The organism is Sporosarcina saromensis, assembly GCF_033253735.1.
In the GTDB taxonomy this organism is placed as follows: domain Bacteria; phylum Bacillota; class Bacilli; order Bacillales_A; family Planococcaceae; genus Sporosarcina; species Sporosarcina saromensis.
In genome coordinates this window covers 133,551-150,245 of sequence record NZ_JAUBDI010000002.1, presented here as the reverse complement: position 1 = coordinate 150,245, position 16,695 = coordinate 133,551, and the positions used below count along the sequence as shown (strand labels likewise).

At 39.8% G+C, this 16,695-nt stretch carries 31 protein-coding genes; all 31 read left to right on the top strand.

Translation table 11 applies throughout. The features are described from left to right. The first annotated feature begins 5 nt into the window (after nucleotides 1–5). The 31 genes from QT711_RS03510 to QT711_RS03360 all read left to right on the top strand — a co-directional run bounded on the left by QT711_RS03510 (nucleotide 6) and on the right by QT711_RS03360 (nucleotide 16,654). The gene (locus QT711_RS03510) at nucleotides 6–815 is read left to right on the top strand and encodes a conserved phage C-terminal domain-containing protein (RefSeq protein WP_317942129.1); all 810 of its coding nucleotides are present in this window, start codon (nucleotides 6–8) and stop codon (nucleotides 813–815) included. Further along, nucleotides 816–2,087, top strand: coding sequence for a replicative DNA helicase (locus tag QT711_RS03505; RefSeq protein ID WP_317942128.1), 1,272 nt, complete (start codon nucleotides 816–818; stop codon nucleotides 2,085–2,087). Beyond that, nucleotides 2,059–2,562 (top strand): hypothetical protein, encoded by a 504-nt coding sequence (locus QT711_RS03500; protein ID WP_317942127.1) that lies wholly within the window; start codon nucleotides 2,059–2,061, stop codon nucleotides 2,560–2,562. The genes QT711_RS03505 and QT711_RS03500 overlap by 29 nt, the downstream gene beginning before the upstream one ends. Continuing rightward, the gene (locus QT711_RS03495) at nucleotides 2,559–2,693 is read left to right on the top strand and encodes a hypothetical protein (RefSeq protein WP_317942126.1); all 135 of its coding nucleotides are present in this window, start codon (nucleotides 2,559–2,561) and stop codon (nucleotides 2,691–2,693) included. Before QT711_RS03500 ends, QT711_RS03495 begins: the two co-directional genes overlap by 4 nt. Nucleotide 2,694: 1 nt before the next feature. Beyond that, a complete protein-coding gene (locus tag QT711_RS03490) occupies nucleotides 2,695–2,835 on the top strand; it encodes a hypothetical protein (protein WP_317942125.1) in 141 nt (46 codons plus the stop codon). 23 nt (nucleotides 2,836–2,858) lie between these two features. Continuing rightward, complete coding sequence (locus QT711_RS03485) at nucleotides 2,859–3,260, top strand: replication terminator protein (RefSeq protein WP_317942124.1); 402 nt, start codon at nucleotides 2,859–2,861, stop codon at nucleotides 3,258–3,260. A gap of 23 nt (nucleotides 3,261–3,283) precedes the next feature. After that, entirely contained in the window at nucleotides 3,284–3,994 is a 711-nt protein-coding gene (locus QT711_RS03480) for a hypothetical protein (RefSeq protein WP_317942123.1), read from the top strand. Nucleotides 3,995–4,040: 46 nt separating this feature from the next. Next, nucleotides 4,041–4,244: a hypothetical protein gene (locus QT711_RS03475; protein ID WP_317942122.1), complete on the top strand. Its 204-nt coding sequence runs from the start codon at nucleotides 4,041–4,043 to the stop codon at nucleotides 4,242–4,244. Further along, entirely contained in the window at nucleotides 4,241–4,492 is a 252-nt protein-coding gene (locus QT711_RS03470; RefSeq protein ID WP_317942121.1) for a hypothetical protein, read from the top strand. The genes QT711_RS03475 and QT711_RS03470 overlap by 4 nt, the downstream gene beginning before the upstream one ends. A gap of 46 nt (nucleotides 4,493–4,538) precedes the next feature. Beyond that, nucleotides 4,539–4,784, top strand: a complete 246-nt coding sequence (locus tag QT711_RS03465; protein WP_317942120.1) for a hypothetical protein — start codon at nucleotides 4,539–4,541, stop codon at nucleotides 4,782–4,784. Nucleotides 4,785–4,840: 56 nt separating this feature from the next. Beyond that, complete coding sequence (locus tag QT711_RS03460; protein ID WP_317942119.1) at nucleotides 4,841–5,125, top strand: hypothetical protein; 285 nt, start codon at nucleotides 4,841–4,843, stop codon at nucleotides 5,123–5,125. 13 nt (nucleotides 5,126–5,138) lie between these two features. Next, nucleotides 5,139–5,315: a hypothetical protein gene (locus QT711_RS03455; protein ID WP_317942118.1), complete on the top strand. Its 177-nt coding sequence runs from the start codon at nucleotides 5,139–5,141 to the stop codon at nucleotides 5,313–5,315. Between the two features lie 43 nt (nucleotides 5,316–5,358). After that, the gene (locus QT711_RS03450) at nucleotides 5,359–5,676 is read left to right on the top strand and encodes a hypothetical protein (RefSeq protein ID WP_317942117.1); all 318 of its coding nucleotides are present in this window, start codon (nucleotides 5,359–5,361) and stop codon (nucleotides 5,674–5,676) included. A 58-nt stretch (nucleotides 5,677–5,734) separates the two neighbouring features. Then, nucleotides 5,735–6,229: a hypothetical protein gene (locus QT711_RS03445; RefSeq protein WP_317942116.1), complete on the top strand. Its 495-nt coding sequence runs from the start codon at nucleotides 5,735–5,737 to the stop codon at nucleotides 6,227–6,229. 64 nt (nucleotides 6,230–6,293) lie between these two features. Further along, nucleotides 6,294–6,461, top strand: coding sequence for a DUF3954 domain-containing protein (locus QT711_RS03440; RefSeq protein WP_317942115.1), 168 nt, complete (start codon nucleotides 6,294–6,296; stop codon nucleotides 6,459–6,461). An 81-nt stretch (nucleotides 6,462–6,542) separates the two neighbouring features. Beyond that, a complete protein-coding gene (locus tag QT711_RS03435) occupies nucleotides 6,543–6,731 on the top strand; it encodes a hypothetical protein (RefSeq protein WP_317942114.1) in 189 nt (62 codons plus the stop codon). A gap of 12 nt (nucleotides 6,732–6,743) precedes the next feature. Continuing rightward, on the top strand, nucleotides 6,744–7,187 hold the full coding sequence (locus tag QT711_RS03430) for an ArpU family phage packaging/lysis transcriptional regulator (RefSeq protein ID WP_317942113.1): 444 nt from the start codon (nucleotides 6,744–6,746) through the stop codon (nucleotides 7,185–7,187). Further along, nucleotides 7,184–7,732, top strand: coding sequence for a site-specific integrase (locus QT711_RS03425; RefSeq protein ID WP_317942112.1), 549 nt, complete (start codon nucleotides 7,184–7,186; stop codon nucleotides 7,730–7,732). Before QT711_RS03430 ends, QT711_RS03425 begins: the two co-directional genes overlap by 4 nt. A gap of 358 nt (nucleotides 7,733–8,090) precedes the next feature. After that, on the top strand, nucleotides 8,091–8,432 hold the full coding sequence (locus tag QT711_RS03420; protein WP_317942111.1) for a putative periplasmic lipoprotein: 342 nt from the start codon (nucleotides 8,091–8,093) through the stop codon (nucleotides 8,430–8,432). Between the two features lie 153 nt (nucleotides 8,433–8,585). Beyond that, nucleotides 8,586–8,933 (top strand): HNH endonuclease, encoded by a 348-nt coding sequence (locus QT711_RS03415; RefSeq protein ID WP_317942110.1) that lies wholly within the window; start codon nucleotides 8,586–8,588, stop codon nucleotides 8,931–8,933. Nucleotides 8,934–9,209: 276 nt separating this feature from the next. Beyond that, nucleotides 9,210–9,569 (top strand): hypothetical protein, encoded by a 360-nt coding sequence (locus QT711_RS03410; RefSeq protein WP_317942109.1) that lies wholly within the window; start codon nucleotides 9,210–9,212, stop codon nucleotides 9,567–9,569. After that, a complete protein-coding gene (locus QT711_RS03405; protein ID WP_317942108.1) occupies nucleotides 9,541–11,196 on the top strand; it encodes a terminase TerL endonuclease subunit in 1,656 nt (551 codons plus the stop codon). Before QT711_RS03410 ends, QT711_RS03405 begins: the two co-directional genes overlap by 29 nt. Before the next feature lie 109 nt (nucleotides 11,197–11,305). Then, on the top strand, nucleotides 11,306–12,469 hold the full coding sequence (locus QT711_RS03400) for a phage portal protein (RefSeq protein ID WP_398295572.1): 1,164 nt from the start codon (nucleotides 11,306–11,308) through the stop codon (nucleotides 12,467–12,469). Then, nucleotides 12,466–13,173, top strand: coding sequence for a head maturation protease, ClpP-related (locus tag QT711_RS03395; protein WP_317942106.1), 708 nt, complete (start codon nucleotides 12,466–12,468; stop codon nucleotides 13,171–13,173). The genes QT711_RS03400 and QT711_RS03395 overlap by 4 nt, the downstream gene beginning before the upstream one ends. A 38-nt stretch (nucleotides 13,174–13,211) precedes the next feature. Further along, nucleotides 13,212–14,390: a phage major capsid protein gene (locus QT711_RS03390; RefSeq protein ID WP_317942105.1), complete on the top strand. Its 1,179-nt coding sequence runs from the start codon at nucleotides 13,212–13,214 to the stop codon at nucleotides 14,388–14,390. A 40-nt stretch (nucleotides 14,391–14,430) separates the two neighbouring features. Continuing rightward, nucleotides 14,431–14,619, top strand: coding sequence for a hypothetical protein (locus QT711_RS03385; protein WP_317942104.1), 189 nt, complete (start codon nucleotides 14,431–14,433; stop codon nucleotides 14,617–14,619). 5 nt (nucleotides 14,620–14,624) lie between these two features. Continuing rightward, nucleotides 14,625–14,924 (top strand): head-tail connector protein, encoded by a 300-nt coding sequence (locus tag QT711_RS03380; RefSeq protein WP_317942103.1) that lies wholly within the window; start codon nucleotides 14,625–14,627, stop codon nucleotides 14,922–14,924. Next, complete coding sequence (locus QT711_RS03375) at nucleotides 14,890–15,264, top strand: phage head closure protein (protein WP_317942102.1); 375 nt, start codon at nucleotides 14,890–14,892, stop codon at nucleotides 15,262–15,264. The genes QT711_RS03380 and QT711_RS03375 overlap by 35 nt, the downstream gene beginning before the upstream one ends. Continuing rightward, the gene (locus QT711_RS03370) at nucleotides 15,248–15,658 is read left to right on the top strand and encodes a hypothetical protein (RefSeq protein ID WP_317942101.1); all 411 of its coding nucleotides are present in this window, start codon (nucleotides 15,248–15,250) and stop codon (nucleotides 15,656–15,658) included. The genes QT711_RS03375 and QT711_RS03370 overlap by 17 nt, the downstream gene beginning before the upstream one ends. Next, complete coding sequence (locus QT711_RS03365; protein ID WP_317942100.1) at nucleotides 15,642–16,061, top strand: hypothetical protein; 420 nt, start codon at nucleotides 15,642–15,644, stop codon at nucleotides 16,059–16,061. Before QT711_RS03370 ends, QT711_RS03365 begins: the two co-directional genes overlap by 17 nt. Further along, nucleotides 16,061–16,654 carry a phage tail protein gene (locus QT711_RS03360; RefSeq protein ID WP_317942099.1) on the top strand — a complete coding sequence of 198 codons (594 nt, stop codon included), beginning with the start codon at nucleotides 16,061–16,063 and terminating at the stop codon, nucleotides 16,652–16,654. Before QT711_RS03365 ends, QT711_RS03360 begins: the two co-directional genes overlap by 1 nt. Nucleotides 16,655–16,695: the final 41 nt, after the last annotated feature.

The following is a 16,695-nucleotide window of genomic DNA, read 5'->3' as shown; positions in this document are numbered from 1 at the left end:
GAATGATGAATCTACTAATCAGTGAGTCCCCATTACAAGTCTTGCCTACTTTGGCAGTAAAGGTAGGGCTCAACAAAGCAATAATCTTGCAGCAACTCTATTACAGATTGTTAATCTCAAAAAATATAAGAGACGGACATAGATGGTTTTACAAATCATTCGAAGATTGGCAAGCTGAAGAGTTTCCATTTTGGTCTGTGAGTACTGTTAAAAGAGCAATGAAAGAATTAGAAGACGATGGTTACGTCATTTCGACGTCAGCCCATAACAGAATAAAGATGGACAGAACAAAATGGTATCGGATTAATACTGAAAAGCTACGTTCTGAGCACTTTCAAAAGACATTAACACCAGGTGAAGAAAAGGTCGATGCATCGGTTCAAAATGATACGATGGAAGATGGCAAAACGGAACAATCTCATTGTGTCAAAATGACACCAGCAATAACCAAAGAAGTTAAGAGTAATAAAAAAGATAATGTCGAGATGACTCTCGACGTTGCTTCTGAAATTATTAATTATCTAAACCAGCAAACAGGAAAAGCCTTCAAACCAACTACGAAAGCAACCAAAGATTTTATTAATGGCCGATTGAGAGAAGGGCACACGGTAGAACACTTTAAAACAGTGATTGATACAAAAGTTAAGCAATGGCTGAATGATCCGAAATGGGATGCATATTTGCGACCATCTACTTTGTTCAACCCAAAGAACTTTGAAAACTATCTTAACGAGGCGCCTGTCGCCAAACCGGTTAAACCAAAACAAACATCATACACACCACCAGTACTGGACTTCGGGAAAGGGGAAGAATAAATGAGCTTCGAACTTGCTGAGAAAAGTATTTTAGGAACAATGTTGAAAGAAAACTACCTGATTCTTGATAGCGGTATTCAAGAAACGTTCTTTTCGACACACATTCACAAAAACATATTTACATCAATGTGTGAACTTTCTAGAAAGAGTAAGCCAGTAGATTACATCACCCTCATGACGATGAAAGAGCCTGCTGAACTTGGTGGCGCAAACTACCTTGCCGATCTAAACAACTTCTCCAACCCTGCACGGTTTGACGAATACAGAGAAATCATGATTGAGAACTGGAAAGAAAAAGAAAAGGCGAATCTCTTGCAACAGGCACAGTCAGAAAATTGGAGCATCGGGGAAATACAGAAAGCTTTCGATAATTTGGAGGCTGAAAATACACCACAGGAAGATGCATCAATAAAGAATGATTTAGTGAAAATCTTCGAGCTTCCTTTTCACCCACAAGAAATATCTAAGGGAACTACTACAGGACTTACAGATTTAGATAAATTGCTTGACGGTTTTCAGGATGGTGAAATGACTATAATCGGAGCACGCCCCTCAATGGGTAAAACGGACACGCTTAACCATCTAGCTTTACATGCAGGATGGAGAGGTCACTTACCGATTATATTCTCCTTGGAAATGAATAGAGGGTCAATGATCAACAGAATGATTGCTGTCACAGGTGGTTATAACCGTTTGCGTATGCGCGATCCATATAGACATTTTGATGAAACGCAAAAAAACAATTGGAGCCGTTCCATTGGATATTTAGGGAAAGCTGACATTCAAATTGATGATCGTAGTGGGTTGACTGTAGCTCAGATTAAAGCACGAGCTCGCCAAATTATAAAAGCGAACCCAGACAAAAGACCAGTTATTTATATCGATTATCTACAGTTGATTCGTCCAGATAATCCTCGAGAAGATCAAACGCAGAGGATAGGACAAATCAGTTATGACTTGAAAGGCATGGCGAAAGAATTTGGTTGTCCGGTCGTAGTTTTGTCTCAACTTTCTCGTAGCGTAGAAAAACGAGATGACAAACGACCAATCATGAGTGATTTGAGGGATTCTGGAAACATAGAACAAGACGCCGATGTCATCGCTTTCTTGTATCGGGATGATTATTACTATAAGGATTCTGAGAACCGTGATGTGCTCGAAATAATAATAGCAAAGCATCGGAACGGACCAACAGGAACGGCGATGGCAGCTTATATCAAAGATACCGGCAAGCTCTATAACATTGATTGGACAAAGCAAGGAACAGGCTGATATGGCTACGGTCAAAGAGGTTTTCGATTACGCCATTGAAACGGATCTCTCTGGACTTGCTCATCGTGTTTATTGGGCGATTAGCCAGCAACTTGTACAACTGAGCGACGATAGTTTAAAGCTAGATGCTGTCGACTATGATGAGAACGCAATTTCCAACCTCATCGAAAAAAACATGCTAGGAATCGGAAAGGTCAAGTTGTTTGTAATTCAGATGCTACAAAAAGAATGGTACTCGTTTTATTTTGCGGAAAACTCACTGGAAGCATATCAGCTGCACTGCAAACGTTTCGGAAAGCCTACTGGAAAGGTTGTGCATGCAGAAAGGTTGATGATTCCTCAAATGCATTTTGCAGACTCGGGGCAAGAAATCAACCTGTATGACTATCGAAAAAACGTTGTCGAGTTTCCCACATTCATTGGCAATGCAAAAGCAGGAGAGCATGTTCTCTACCGATTGGGGGTGAGCGTGTGACAGAAAAAGAGCGAGCGGAATTGATTGCAGCCATTAATCAGCGAATAAGCTATCCACCGTCATATTATGACAGCTTGACGGACGATCAATTGAAAGAGCTTCACAGTTACCATGCGGAGAGGAGGGATTGACGTGAAAGATAGAAAGAAATACTTGCTTTCTGAACTCAGGAAGATGGGCGTTCACACAAACGCCAAGCATGTGCCAATCGAACAATTAAACTATGAATCTTTGAAATATCTGCTCGCTGTTAAAAGAGCAGCAGCGTACTAAAAATAAAACGATGAGGTGAAGAAATGAGTATGATCATTGATTTAAACAACTTTGCAAGTGGAGCTGTTGCTGAAAAATTTAACATCGAGTTACAAAAGGTTCTTGAGAATATTGCAGATCCTAACACTGATTCGAAAAAAGCGCGAAAGGTCACCCTCGTTGTCACATTAAAGCCGAACGACAAACGAAATCTTGCAAATGTGTCGGTTGAAGCGAAATCCAGCATTGCACCACCACAACCAATTGGTGCAGACTTGCTGATTGATATGGATAAAAACGGACGTGTGACAGGCGCTGAACTGAAAAGTGGAATCCCTGGTCAAATGTACGTCGATGACAATGGCGAAGTCTTGGATGACAAAGGACGAATGACCGAAGAAGAAAAACCGAAAGCTACCGACGGCAAAGTCGTTAACTTTAAATAAAAATAGGAAGAGGTAGAGCGAATATGTTAAAAGATTTTGTTGAGTATTTATTGAATTTGAGAAGACCGGAAACTGTGGAAGCATTGGGCAACACTTATTCAACTCGGAGTCTGCACCGTTTAAATGTTGAGCACGACGTTAACACAATTGAAATTCAGAGTCTTTCAGGGTTGGTTGATTACATTCGGTCTAACTTTGACCATGAGCGTCCAGTAATGATTCATGTCGAGTCACCGACAAAGGTTAATGTCTTCGATGCCCTAAACGATGTTAACGACCGACGGACTTATATCAAAGCAAAAGCGTTACTTCCAAATATTCGATTTGAACAGTTCATGCCTCGTGAAGCATTTAACGTCATGCTGCAAGCCTGCTTTGTTGGTAGTCCAAGCAAGGAAAAAGTACTCCAGGTAATCGGTTCGATCGTCGAGGAAAACTCGGTGACACAACAAGATGACGGCTTCACGCAACGCGTCACGGCGAAGCAAGGTGTAGCAACGGTCGGATTCGAAAATGTTCCAAATCCAGTTTCACTAAAACCATTTAGAACGTTTGTTGAAGTTACTCAACCGGAATCAGACTTCATCTTACGGTTAAAAGAAGGTGGGCAAGTGGGATTGTTCGAAGCAGACGGTGGAGCGTGGGAGCTTAACGCCATGCACAATATTAAAGACTACTTCGAAAAGCAACTTGCCGATCTAGTTGATTCGAAAAAAGTGACAATCGTGGCATAAAAACAGAGGGGGCTTTCCCCCTCTTCTCATAAGGGAGGAATCTGATATGTCAAAGAAGAAAGGACGAGTCGTTTCTATGTACCAATATTTTGGGAAGCAAAGACGCGTCATTCACGGTCATTTGAGCATACAAGAGATTTCACTTTTACAATCAGAGGGGTGGAAGCTCGAAAAAAGAAAACCTTCTAGGAAACCTGTCATTGAGTACAAGAGAAATGGGATTCCGATTGCAAGGAGTGTAGCACGATGAGTCAATTGTCATTCGATGCACTTTTTGATGAAAGTAGGGAATTAATTCATTGTCAACTAAGTTCCGGTTTTCATTGGCTGCGGATCACTAATGGGCACACACCTTCGAAGTTCATAAAACGGATACACTTCACGCTTGATGGTTATGACAACTTATATGAAAACACAGTTGGCTATGAGGAGATAATGAAAAGTTTTGAAGGCAGTGTAAGGGTTGTTGAATGGAATGAGAGCGTGAACTTGTGTTGAATAGTAGACAAATATTGCCGAGAAAATTCAAATGAGGTGAGTAATGATGGGGAAAATTATCTGTCCTCACTGTAATCAAAGTGAAGGTTTCTACGCAAAAGAAAGAGTTAGTGGCACGGCAACCGTGCATTACACGGAGAATGGTGATTGGGCTTTAGATCAATCTGATATGTACGCTTCCTTACAGCATAGTGGGGGAAAGAGAGCTTATTGCAATCAATGTCATAAGTATATTGGCAAGACTGATGAACTAAAAACAGGAAATATTGAACAAGAATATCCCAATGATTAATCAACAGTTCAACCAATATGACAAATAAGGCGACATAACAAAAAGGAGTGTTTTTAATGGGGCAATTAACCCAAGAGCAAATAAATGTGGATTTATTCGATGAAGTTCAAAGATTAAAGAAGCAAGTTTGTGGACTGGAAAATAGTTTGAAAATATATAAAAGAGAAAATGAAACATTTGAAAAATCAACTTACATCGAGGATTTCATGTATGAACCTAAAGTTGACAACAAAGGCGAAATACCAATTTTAATTAAGGTGCATGGGGTAGAGCATACCTTGGGCATCACAGAAAATGATGCAAAAATGTTTTATCAAATCTTCACAGATAAAAACTTATAAGGAGTGAGAATCAATGGAGAAATGCGTAAGGTGTGATAAAAAGTTTAAGAAAAAAGATGAAGTCGTCATCACAGATGCCTTCGGAATTAAAGAAATGGTGCACACTGATTGCCTGTATGACTATGTACTTGGTGCTAGTAAGCAGGATTACTACGACACTTACGAAGATTACCTTTTGGAAAATAAATAGTCAGCAGCACGATCCAAAAGACAAATAAGGTGAAATATGAAGGATGATAAAAATGACGGCTGTAGAAGAAAAAATTACAATCAAGTACAAAACTAGGAAAGATTATTGCCCTTGTTGTCAAAGGGATTTAGATGAACCATCACTAAGTAAAATCAGGGAATTTGATTTCACTAAAAGAAGTTTTCAAGACTATGGTGCGCATTGGGAACTTTACGATGGTGAAGAAATGAAAGAAGTCGTCCGAGAGTTTGTTTATGAGACAATTGATTTTTTCGCTGTAACCAATCACGAGCCGATTCTTCTTGAAAAAGGCGAAATGGAAAGAATGTATGAATTTGCAAGAAAGTGTTTTGCAAAGTAAATAAGTGCATAGTACGACCATAAGGTTTAACAATTTCCACATTGAGGGAGTGATCTAATTGTATTACGTCACACCAAAAGATTACGAAATAGCCGAACAGAATGGAATTAGCGCTAAAAATGTTACTCAGCGTGTGTATAGATATGGTTGGGATATTAAAAGAGCAATCACTCAACCATTAGTCATTCGCAGAAAAGTAGATCCGTTGTGGGAAGAATGGAAAGATATCGCAACTGCAAATGGCATTGTAAAAAAAATCTTCAACCAGCGAATAAATAGACATGGTTGGACAGCTGAAAAAGCAGCAACAACTCCTGTCGGCAAAGCGATAAAGAAAAACGGTAAATGGACAGCAGAAGAAATAGAGCTAGCTAAAAAGAATGGTTTGGATAAGAACTACATGGACACGGTAAAAGCTCGCATCAGACTGGGATGGTCAAGAGAAGAAGCACTTAGTACGCCGATTTTAACAGCAGATGAAAGAGCAAAAAGAGTTGTCGAAGGGACAAGGAGATATCACAAGGAGAATGGTAGAAAAAGAATCTTCAATTAAGAAATAAAAAAGACAGGATTCCTCCTGCCAATCACACATTTATTATAACACAGGAGGGGTCCGGGTGGAAAAAACAGCGGTTATTGATTTACGAAAAAACGGGACATACATCGTAAAAGACGGGAAGCTTTTATTGATACCATGTCCTCCGGCAGGCTACGGGAAACAGGTTATTAATTGGCAAGGAGGAAAACCTTGCAACGGAACGATAGAAGAGTCGGTAAAATTTTAATAAGCTTATCGGAACAACCGAGGGCATTGAACGAGCTTAAAGCTTGTTTGATGCTCTTTTTTATTTGAGAGGGGTAAGGGGATGAAGACGTTGAAAGATCAGTTAGACGAAAAAGGACTCTCTCGTACATGTACAGGGGAAGTAGAACGAAAGAGTATTAGACCAAAACATAAATATTCAGAACGAATGTCAAATAGGGAATGGGTAGAGTTGATGGGTGTTAATCGAGATACTTATAAACGAGTTGGTGGAGCGATCAGAAAAAGATAAGGAGTGATTTGGATGCATGCATTTTGTTTACAAGAGATTGATAGAGAAGCTACGAAGCAAGCTGTCGATGAGGTATTAGAAAAGTATAGAATGTATTCGCTTCAAGTTAGCCTAGACAAGTTGCCATCCGTTACTGCTAAATATTCATTGGCTCCTATCAGCGGAAGAGGAATAGTGCATTCAGCGGTCGAATCAGCAGCCATTAATAATGTAGATTTTGAAATAAAAAGGGAGAAATTTCTCAACTGGGTAGTCTATGCAGTGAACAGACTTAATTTTCAAGAGCGTTCTATTTTAATAACCCGGTATCTGAATAATGACGATCTCTTTGACTATGAAGTTTACACAAAGTTGAATATGTCAGAAAGGCAATATTATCGAATCAAGTCGCGACTGTTTTACAAGTTGGCGTTTGCACTCAAAATCGAAGTGTATAAGGGGGAAGGTATTCAGTGAACTTCGTAAATCCTATAAGAGACCTTGACCGAATTGAGGCCATGAAAAAATATCTTAAAGAGAAGTCCCAGCGCAATTATATTTTGTTCACACTTGGAATTAATAGCGGCCTAAGAATCTCGGATATTTTGCCTTTAAAAGTTGGTGACGTTAATAAAAGACTTTACTTTGTGATTACTGAACAGAAGACGAAAAAACGGAAAGAAGTCCAGATGACACCTTTGCTTAGAAGAGAATTAAGAAAGTATACGGAAGGCAAAGACGATGATGAATACCTTTTCCAAAGCAGGGAAGGTATAAACAGGCCGATCAGCAGGAGTATGGCTTATAAGATATTGAGAGAGGCAGCTGAATTTGTCGGGCTGGATAGTATTGGAACACACACTCTTAGGAAGACGTTTGGCTACCATTTCTATCAAAAGTATAAAGACCCTGTCATGTTGATGGAATTGTTTAATCATACAGAAGAGAAGACCACACTGCGTTATATTGGAGTAACACAAGACGCACTCAATCAGGCAATGGAAAGATTCGAAGGCTTATAAAGTGTCCCTTAGTGGACGCTTTTTTATTTGCCTAATTTACTGCATTTACTTATCAAACAAAACAGATCTAACAAAAGGACGCTTATTGGTTCTCTATAAAAAGTGAATGTGTAACTCATTATTAGAAATTGCGTTTAAAGCGATAGTAACAAGGCTTTTCGAGTACGCACCAATTACACACACTCCTACTTGAAGGTAACTGACATGAAATTATAGATCCAGCACGGCAGAAACATGGCAGACTTTTGGCAGGATAATGGCAGGTCGTTATTCGAAAAGCATGTTATTCTGTTAATGTTGGCAAGTAAGGTTTTCTTTCCCTGTCTAATTCGATAGAATAGGAGCAGGAGGGGATAATGTGAAAAAGCTAATAGTAATGTTCATGTGCATTATGTTGCTAGCTGCATGCGGAGGAAAAGATGTTGAAGATATGTATTCAATCAAAAATGATGAACCTGCACAGCAAGAAACGATGAATGTAACTGTAGAAACAGAAGAGATATACAAAGAAAAGGACTTGGAGAAAATTATCAAGGACATTTCTAACTTCCACTATGACCAAACAAAGGTCAATGGTTTGCGAATAACTTTTCTTCACGATGATAAAAGTTACGCAAATGCCAAAATCGCGTTCAACCAAACTGGAATGAATGCGACAGGAGTTAAGGAAAAGAAAAAAGCAGAAATCGAAATACAATAACAGATAAGCTCATACCGAAAACGGTGTGGGCTTTTTATATGGAGTGAAGCGAATGGGTAGTGCGTTAATAGTAATCGGGTTGGCTATGAGTATATTTGTAACCATTCCTGTACTGTTGTTCTTCTCTTACCTAATTCGAAAGGGTGGTAGATCATGATAGTACCGGATCACTTAATGAAACTCATCAACTCTGGACAACTAATAAAATTCTATAAATCGAAAGAATGGCGTGAATTACGAAAACTAGCAATGAAACGAGACAACTATGAGTGCCAGCATTGCAAGTTAGAAGGAAAAGTGACAACACGAGAAACAATTAACAAGCATGGCCGCAAAACAAAAATGGATGTAAACCATATCAAGCCAGTGAAGTTGTTCCCTCATTTAGCTTTGTCGTTAAGTAACACAGAATATCTATGCGTGTACTGTCACAACATTGCTGATGGCAAAGACGAAATGATTAAAAAGGAACCCAAGTTCGTTAACGAGGAGAGATGGTAATGAAGTGTGATTGCATTCGCTGCATATTAATGCCTTTTGCTATAAAGTCGGCTGAGAACAGATTGAAGGAATCCTTAAAATTGAACAACACAACAATCCGTACTTCTAATTACAAAGAAGGCGTAAGAAGTTTGCTCAAACGATAAAGCCACCTGACTACTACATCCCCCCCGGTCGAAACCAAACGACTTTTCCTGTGGGGGACGGAAACGGGAGGGGGCAAGGGGAAATAATATTTTTGTGACTTTCGCACATAAGAGGGGGGAGGGGGTAGAAATGTCAAAACCTAGCAAGAAGAAGCAGGAGGAATTAATTTCCAAAGAATCGGATAGATTGCACTCGATATTCCTTGATCTATCCGATAACCAAAGGGGAGTAGCCAAGGAACTCATTGAACGGATCGCATTCATGACAATTCAACTGCAGATATTAGAAAACACGATCAAGACAAAAGGACCAACGTATTTATTTAAAAATGGTTCTCAACAAATGCTTATTGAAAACCCAGCGCAAAAATCATATAACACGACCATGAATCGATATACCACAGCATACAAAGAACTCTTCAATCTTTTCGGAAAGATGAACGAGAACAAGAATGTAGTTGATGACGATGACGGCTTTGAAGAAGTATGAGTATCATCCGTATATCGATGAATACATTCGCATGGTCGAAAAAGAAGAAATCCGGACGTGTCATGAACAAAAACTTTTAATAGCGTATGTAAGAAGAACGCTTGACCGTGACGATGTGGTGATTGATGAGGAAGCAATCAATAAATCTGTGGAAGTGCCAGAAAAATATTTCTTCATCTTCTTTCCATGGGAGAGATTTCTGAATGCGTTGATGTTCGGCGTCCGATATACTTCCGGTGATTTAGTCTGGAATGAAATATTGATGCTTCTTGGAAGGGGAGCTGGCAAGACGGGTTATGCTGCTGCCGATTCTTTTTATATGGTCACCAGTCATAATGGGGTGAAGAATTACGATGTTGAAATTGTAGCCACATCCGAAGAACAGGCAGAAAGAACGTTCAATGACGTCCACGAAGTTTTGGAGAGCAAGAAGTGGACGGACAAATTGAAGCGCGCTTTCAAATGGACAAAAACGAAAATCCAGCATAAGAAGACAAGGTCCGTCATCAAGTACAATACTTCAAACGCCAGAACAAAGGACGGTAAACGCGCAGGTTGTGTATTCTTCGACGAAACTCATGAATATGAAGATTACAAGAATATCAATATCTACACTACGTCCCAAGGTAAAGTAAAAGATTCGCGCATCATCTATACAACAACGGATGGATATGTACGGGGTGGTCCGCTGGATGATCTGAAAGAAAAAGCGAGAATGGTGTTGAATGGTGAACTTGATGATATCGGCTTCTTGCCCTTCATCTGCAAACTGGATGATGACGAGGAAGTACATGATCCTGCAAATTGGGAGAAGGCAAATCCGTCCTTGCCGTACAACAAACCATTATTTGCAGTCATTAAAAAAGAGTATCAGAACGCTAAGCTAAATGCTTCGTTATGGGTTGAGTTAATGACTAAGAGGATGAATCGTCCTCAAATTGATGTACGTCGGGAAGTTGCTTCATATGAAGATAGATTGGCCACTGACCAACCCTTACCAGATGAATTAAAAGGAATTACGGCAATCGGTGGTTTGGACTTTGCGGACGTTCGAGACTTTTGTTCTGTAGGTTTGTTATTCAAACATGGCGGCAAAAGATATTGGATTCAACATACATTCATTCATCATTTGGCTTTAAAACTACAAGATATAAATCCGGAAATTATAGAGTTAGCGAAGAGTAAAGAGTTATGTACAATTGTTCATGATAAATCCATTGATCCCGACCGAGTGGTTAATTGGTATCTAGAACAAGCTAAAATATTTAATATCAAAAAAATATCAATGGATGATTACAGAGCGAGCATCCTGCGTCCAAAACTTCAAGAAGCAGGATTTGAAGTCGAAGTAGTAAGGCGTGGGCGCATTACACATAGCAAGTTGTCGCCTGTCCTGGATGATATGTTTATCAATCACACAATTGCTTTTCCTGATGACCCTCTTATGCGTTGGTACGTGGGTAATGTCTACAAGGATTTCCTAGGGAATGACAATATTGAGTACAAAAAAATCGATAAAGAAAAAAGAAAAACAGACGGTTTTTTTGCTTTCACACACGCTTTGAATTTTGATGGCGAATTAAAAGAACCGAAGAAACTAAAAATTTACAAAACAATTAACTTTTAAGGTGGTGATCCTTTTTGCTTTACAGTCTATCAACTCATAGGCGATATGCCGGAAAGGTAAGGTGATCCACACATCTCGCAGCCATGCGTTAAATGGTGTCGAAAGGTGGGTGATTTATTTGGGTTTAAGAGATTGGTTTTGGAGTTTTGCGAGAGGACCGGATAACACAGTAATGCTTGACGCGTGTTCATCTGAATTGTTTGTAGAAGTTTTTTACAAAAAGTTGGCGATAGATAGTAGTGTTAATTTAATCGCTAACGCGCTAGTGAAATCTCGTTTTCGCACATTAGAAAAAGGTAAAATCAAAAAAGGAAACATACATTATCTTTTCAATGTAAAACCAAACAAAAACCAAAACGCTTCAGAATTCATTCATGAAATGACATCGAATTTACTTTATGACAACGAAGTATTAGTCGTTATGTTGGATGATGAATTGTACATTGCTGATGACTGGGAAAGAAAAGAATTCGCTATCAAAGAAAATATTTACAGTAAGGTCACTATTCGAAATCTCACACTTGAACGGTCGTTCAACGAAAGTGAGGTTTTTTATTTTAGGTTAAACAACGAAAACATCCTTGAAGTGATTAACGGTTTGTATGCATCTTATGCAAAACTTTTAACAGCAGGAATGAATAGTTACAAACGGAAAAACAGTAAAAAGTATTTTGCGAAATTGGGTTCTCTTTTCTCTCAACAGGACGAAGATCAAGATGACTTATCCGAAATGTTTTCCGAGCAGTTTAAGAAGTTTTTTAACGCTGAAGGTGATGCTTTATGGCCGATGCAAGAAGGAATTGAATTGGAAGAAGCGGGGGAGCGTTCTGAAAAGGACAAAACCGACAGCAGAGACATACGCGCAATCATTGATGACATATTCGACTTTGTGGCGATGGCTTTTCACATTCCGAAAGGACTTCTCAAAGGCGATGTAGCTGACGTATCGGACATGACAGACAACTTCCTTACGTTTTGTGTTAATCCGATTGCTGAGTTAATTGGGGATGAAATAAATAGCAAGATGTACACGAAAGATGAGTACCTGGAAGGTACTCGTTTAAAAGTCGATACATCTCTGATAAAGGCAATAGATATCACGACAATGGCGAATGCGGTCGATAAATTTTTATCATCAGGCACACATAACCCCGACGAAAACAGGGATATGCTCGGTCTTGAACCGTTGAATGAAGAATGGTCCAAAGAGTATTACATTACGAAAAACTACGAATCAAGCAATCAGACCGCGAGAGGGGGTGAGAATGAATGAAGCGTAAACCATATTTCAAGAACGAAAAGTTAGCTCCTTTTCTTAACATTAAACCTGAATTCAAAGCAGAGGTTAAAGGTGATGAAGCCACCTTATACATCTATGGCGACATTGGAGATTCGTGGTGGGGCGAATCGGTGAGTGCTGCAGACGTCAGGGATTACTTAAAAGATACAGACGCAAGCACTATACATGTAAGACTTAACACACTTGGCGGTGACGTGTTTGATGGCTTGGCAATCCATAATCAACTAAAAGGTCATGCTGCTAAAATAATCATCCATATCGATGGTATTGCGGCAAGTGCAGGATCAATAATTGCAATGTCTGGTGATGAAATACTAATGCCAAAGACAAGCATGATGATGATTCATAATGCTTGGACGTTTACTTACGGTAACTCAAACGAATTGCGTAAGGTTGCTGCTGATCTGGATAAAATTAATGATACAATCATTGAATCTTACTTACCACGATTTGTCGGCACTCGTGAAGAATTAGTCCAGTTGCTTGATGACGAGACCTTCTTAACTGCTAATGAAGCAATTACGTTCGGCCTGGCTGATGTGGAAGTAGATGAAGCTGCACAACCTGAAGAACCTGTGCTCAACACTCTATTGGCGAAGTACGCTGCAAAAGCAAAGCCGAAAAGCGATGAACCTAAAAACTTATTGAATCAATTCAAACGCAACTCAAACGAGTAGGCGTTTTTAATTTACCTAAAAACAGGAGGTCATGAAAAATGACAGGAGTAAAAAATCTCGATCGCAAAGAATTATTGAAAGACAAAGAATCACAAATCAATGCAATGAAAGCGGCATTCGAAAGCGGCGATGCTAACGAAGTCGCTCAAAAAATTGTGGAGAATTATGAAAACAACATCCTTCATTTTGAAGATATGATGAATCAAACCATCCGTGAAGCCAATCGAGCGAACGAACAACAGTGGGATGCAAGTGTATTAGCTTCTCGCGGTGTTCGCGTATTAACGAATGATGAAAAGAAATTCTACAATGCGGCAATTGACGTTCAATCTTTTGATGGCGTGTCTGCTCTTGTTCCTCCCACTGTTTACGAACGAGTATTTGAGGACTTGGCTATTGACCATCCATTACTATCCCGCGTTAATTTCCAGCGTGTAGGAGCGACAACTCAATGGGTTGTACGTAAAGATGGAGCGACGACTGCGTTTTGGGGAGATGTGTGTGAAACTATCAAAGAAATGGTTGATCACGGGTTTGAAACAATCGATCAAGGTATGTACAAGCTTTCTGGTTTCCTAGTTGTTTGTAAGGCGATGTTCGAGCTTGGTCCCGAATGGTTAGATCGTTATGTTCGTGCATTCTTGTCAGAGGTAATTGCAGCTGAATTAGAAAACGTTATCGTAACAGGAGATGGTAACAAAAAGCCTATCGGAATGATTAAAGATTTAAATGGGGCAGTTGTTGCGGGAGCATACCCGGATAAAGCTAAAATTGTCCTTGCTGACTTTACACCTAAGACGATTGGAGAAAAGATTCTTGCTCCTACGACAAAAGGAGGGACACGTCGCTATCAAGGTGTGACTCTTATTGTCAATCCCCTTGACTATGCAGCTAAGTTTTTCTCATTAGGTGCAAAGCGTAAAGACGATGGCACTTGGTCTTATGACAACTTCTCTGTACCTGGCTTGGATATCATTCAAACTCCTGCGGTTCCGACCGACACAATGATTGCGGGGAATCCAAAAGACTACTTCATGGGAGTTGCAGGAGAGTCCAAATTGGAATCTACAGACGTACTTCGCATGATTGAAGACCAACGTTTGTACCTTGTCCGTCAACTTGCAAACGGACGTCCGTTGGATGCTGATTCATTCACTGTATTTGATATTACAAATACAAAGTTCGATGGTCCTGCTGATCCACCACCTGCCCCTTAATCGGGCGGGTGTTTTTGATTAAAGAAAGGATGTGTTATTAATGAAATACAAAGTGTTGGAGAGATTTCGAGAAAAGAATCACGATGACTTAATCTACGAAGCTAATGGCATTTATCCAGCTGAAGGTTATAAGGCAACCAAAGCACGCGTTGAGGAATTGACGACAAAGAAGAACAAATACAATAGACCATTCTTGGAAGAAATTAAATCAAAAAAATCTAAGGAGTGAATTCAATGACTCCTGCTGATGAATTGTTGAAAGAAGTAAAGAACCATTTACGTATCACTTGGGTTGAAGAAGACACAGACATCGTAAAATTAATTGATCGCGCAAAATCATACTTCAAGTCGGTCACTGGTGCCGATTTAGATTTTTTCAAAGACGGACAAGCTAAGCACTTACTTCTCGAAAGGTGTCGATACGTATACAATCGGTCGGCAGAAGAATTCGAAAATAATTTCCGACACGAGATTATCAACTTGCAACTATCCACTGCAGTTGCTGAAAGGCGTGAACGTCTTGGTAAAGCATGATCCGTATAATGACGGTTTCCTAACTTATGGTCGTGATGTAACTCAATATGATGGAAAAAAAACCATAGGAAAGGTATTCGAATCGCAAGGAACTATGGCTTTCACCGAAATGAGTGCGCGCGACCAAGACTATCAACTTGTGGATGCGTTAGGTAGCACTCTCGATTTGAAAGTGAAAACCATGTACCCATTTCACATGGAATCTCAATTAATCAATAAATTAGTCGTGCATCTGAAAGGTGTTAAATACGAAACGATAAAAGTAGATCGTGATCGTAACAAAGAACAGCTTTTTTGGTATTTGCAGAAGGTGGGTGTTGTTAGTGAACGAATCGGCTAAGGTGTATATGCGAAAGGTTAAGAATCTCATCGTGGAAGGATTGGAAGGGAATTTCCCAGACATCCCCCTCTATGAGGATGAGGTACCGGAAGAAAAAACTGCCGAATACGACAACGGCACCCCTTATCGTTTAATGGTCATGAAGATGGGCCCTGTCGGGAAGCAGGAAAACGCCACTGTGTTATCACAGGAATTCACGGTTGACTTGTATTTGGAGAACAGCCCGGATGTAGATGAAACTACGTTGGATGTGATTGTTACGGTCAAAGGCGTACCAAATGTCATTTTTGATAATTCAACAAAGTTCCGTGCCCGTCATGCCAATGCGAATCGGTTTGTCGATGTGGTATCGATGAATTTTACAAGGAGGTTTAAAGTTGAGTGTAAAATTTGAATTCGACTTTGAATCCTTTGAGGAAATGCGTACTCGGATAGAATCGATTGATAGTGATATTGAAACTGAACTGAACCAGATATTAAAAGATGAGGGTAAAAAAACGATTGAACCGTCTATTACTGCCCTCATTCCGATATCCGCAAAAAGAAGGGGAGCTCACGCAAAAAACAGCAAATGGTCAACACAAGATTTAGGCAATCTTGAGATTACTATCAAAGCAAAAGGCGGAGCGGCAAACAAACCCGGAAGCTTCGGCTACTTGGTTTTTCCAAATGAGGGTCGTGGACCTCGAAATCATGTAGCTCATCACTTTATGGAAACAGGTCGTGACTTAGCTCTACCTAACCTAGTTGAAGTCACGCAACAAAAACTAATTGAAAGAATAGAGGAGGTACTTTAATGGTGGCACAAGTTGTAACAGAATTTGATCCGACAGACATCACCGAAGCGTCAATTCAATTTAAAACATCTTCAGGCACATACGATCCAGGTAAGCCATTTGGTTGTGTTGGATCGCTATCTGGAGAAGGTGAGAACTTTACGATTGAGAAGAAATGCGGTCAGCGAACAATGAAATCGAAAACCAAAACTTCAAAGTTGAACATGACCCTTTCTGGACATATCCCATTAGCTGTCGCCCGTGACATTTTCGGACTAACTAACAAAGATTTAAAGCCTGGCATCTGGGCTGCAGGGACACTAACCAAAGGAAAAGATTTCATTCTGACTGTGACGGCAGTAGATGAATTTGAAGACAATAAGAAGCTCATGGCATTCCCTAACTCTTCAAATACAGCAGGCTTTAAAATTCAGCCATTAGAATCAGGGGTTGAAGAAGTAGCGATGTTAGAAATCCAATTTTCGTCACTTGCTGACGAGTTAAATTTTTTCTATTACGAAGCAATCGTTGCCGAGTTGGAAGACCCGACAATCGAAACAAAATGGCATACAGCTTTTAATAGAGAACTAGTAGAAGTAGTTCCAGGACCATAAGAAAGCTCACTTAGGTGGGCTTTTTTTATTTGGACAATAGG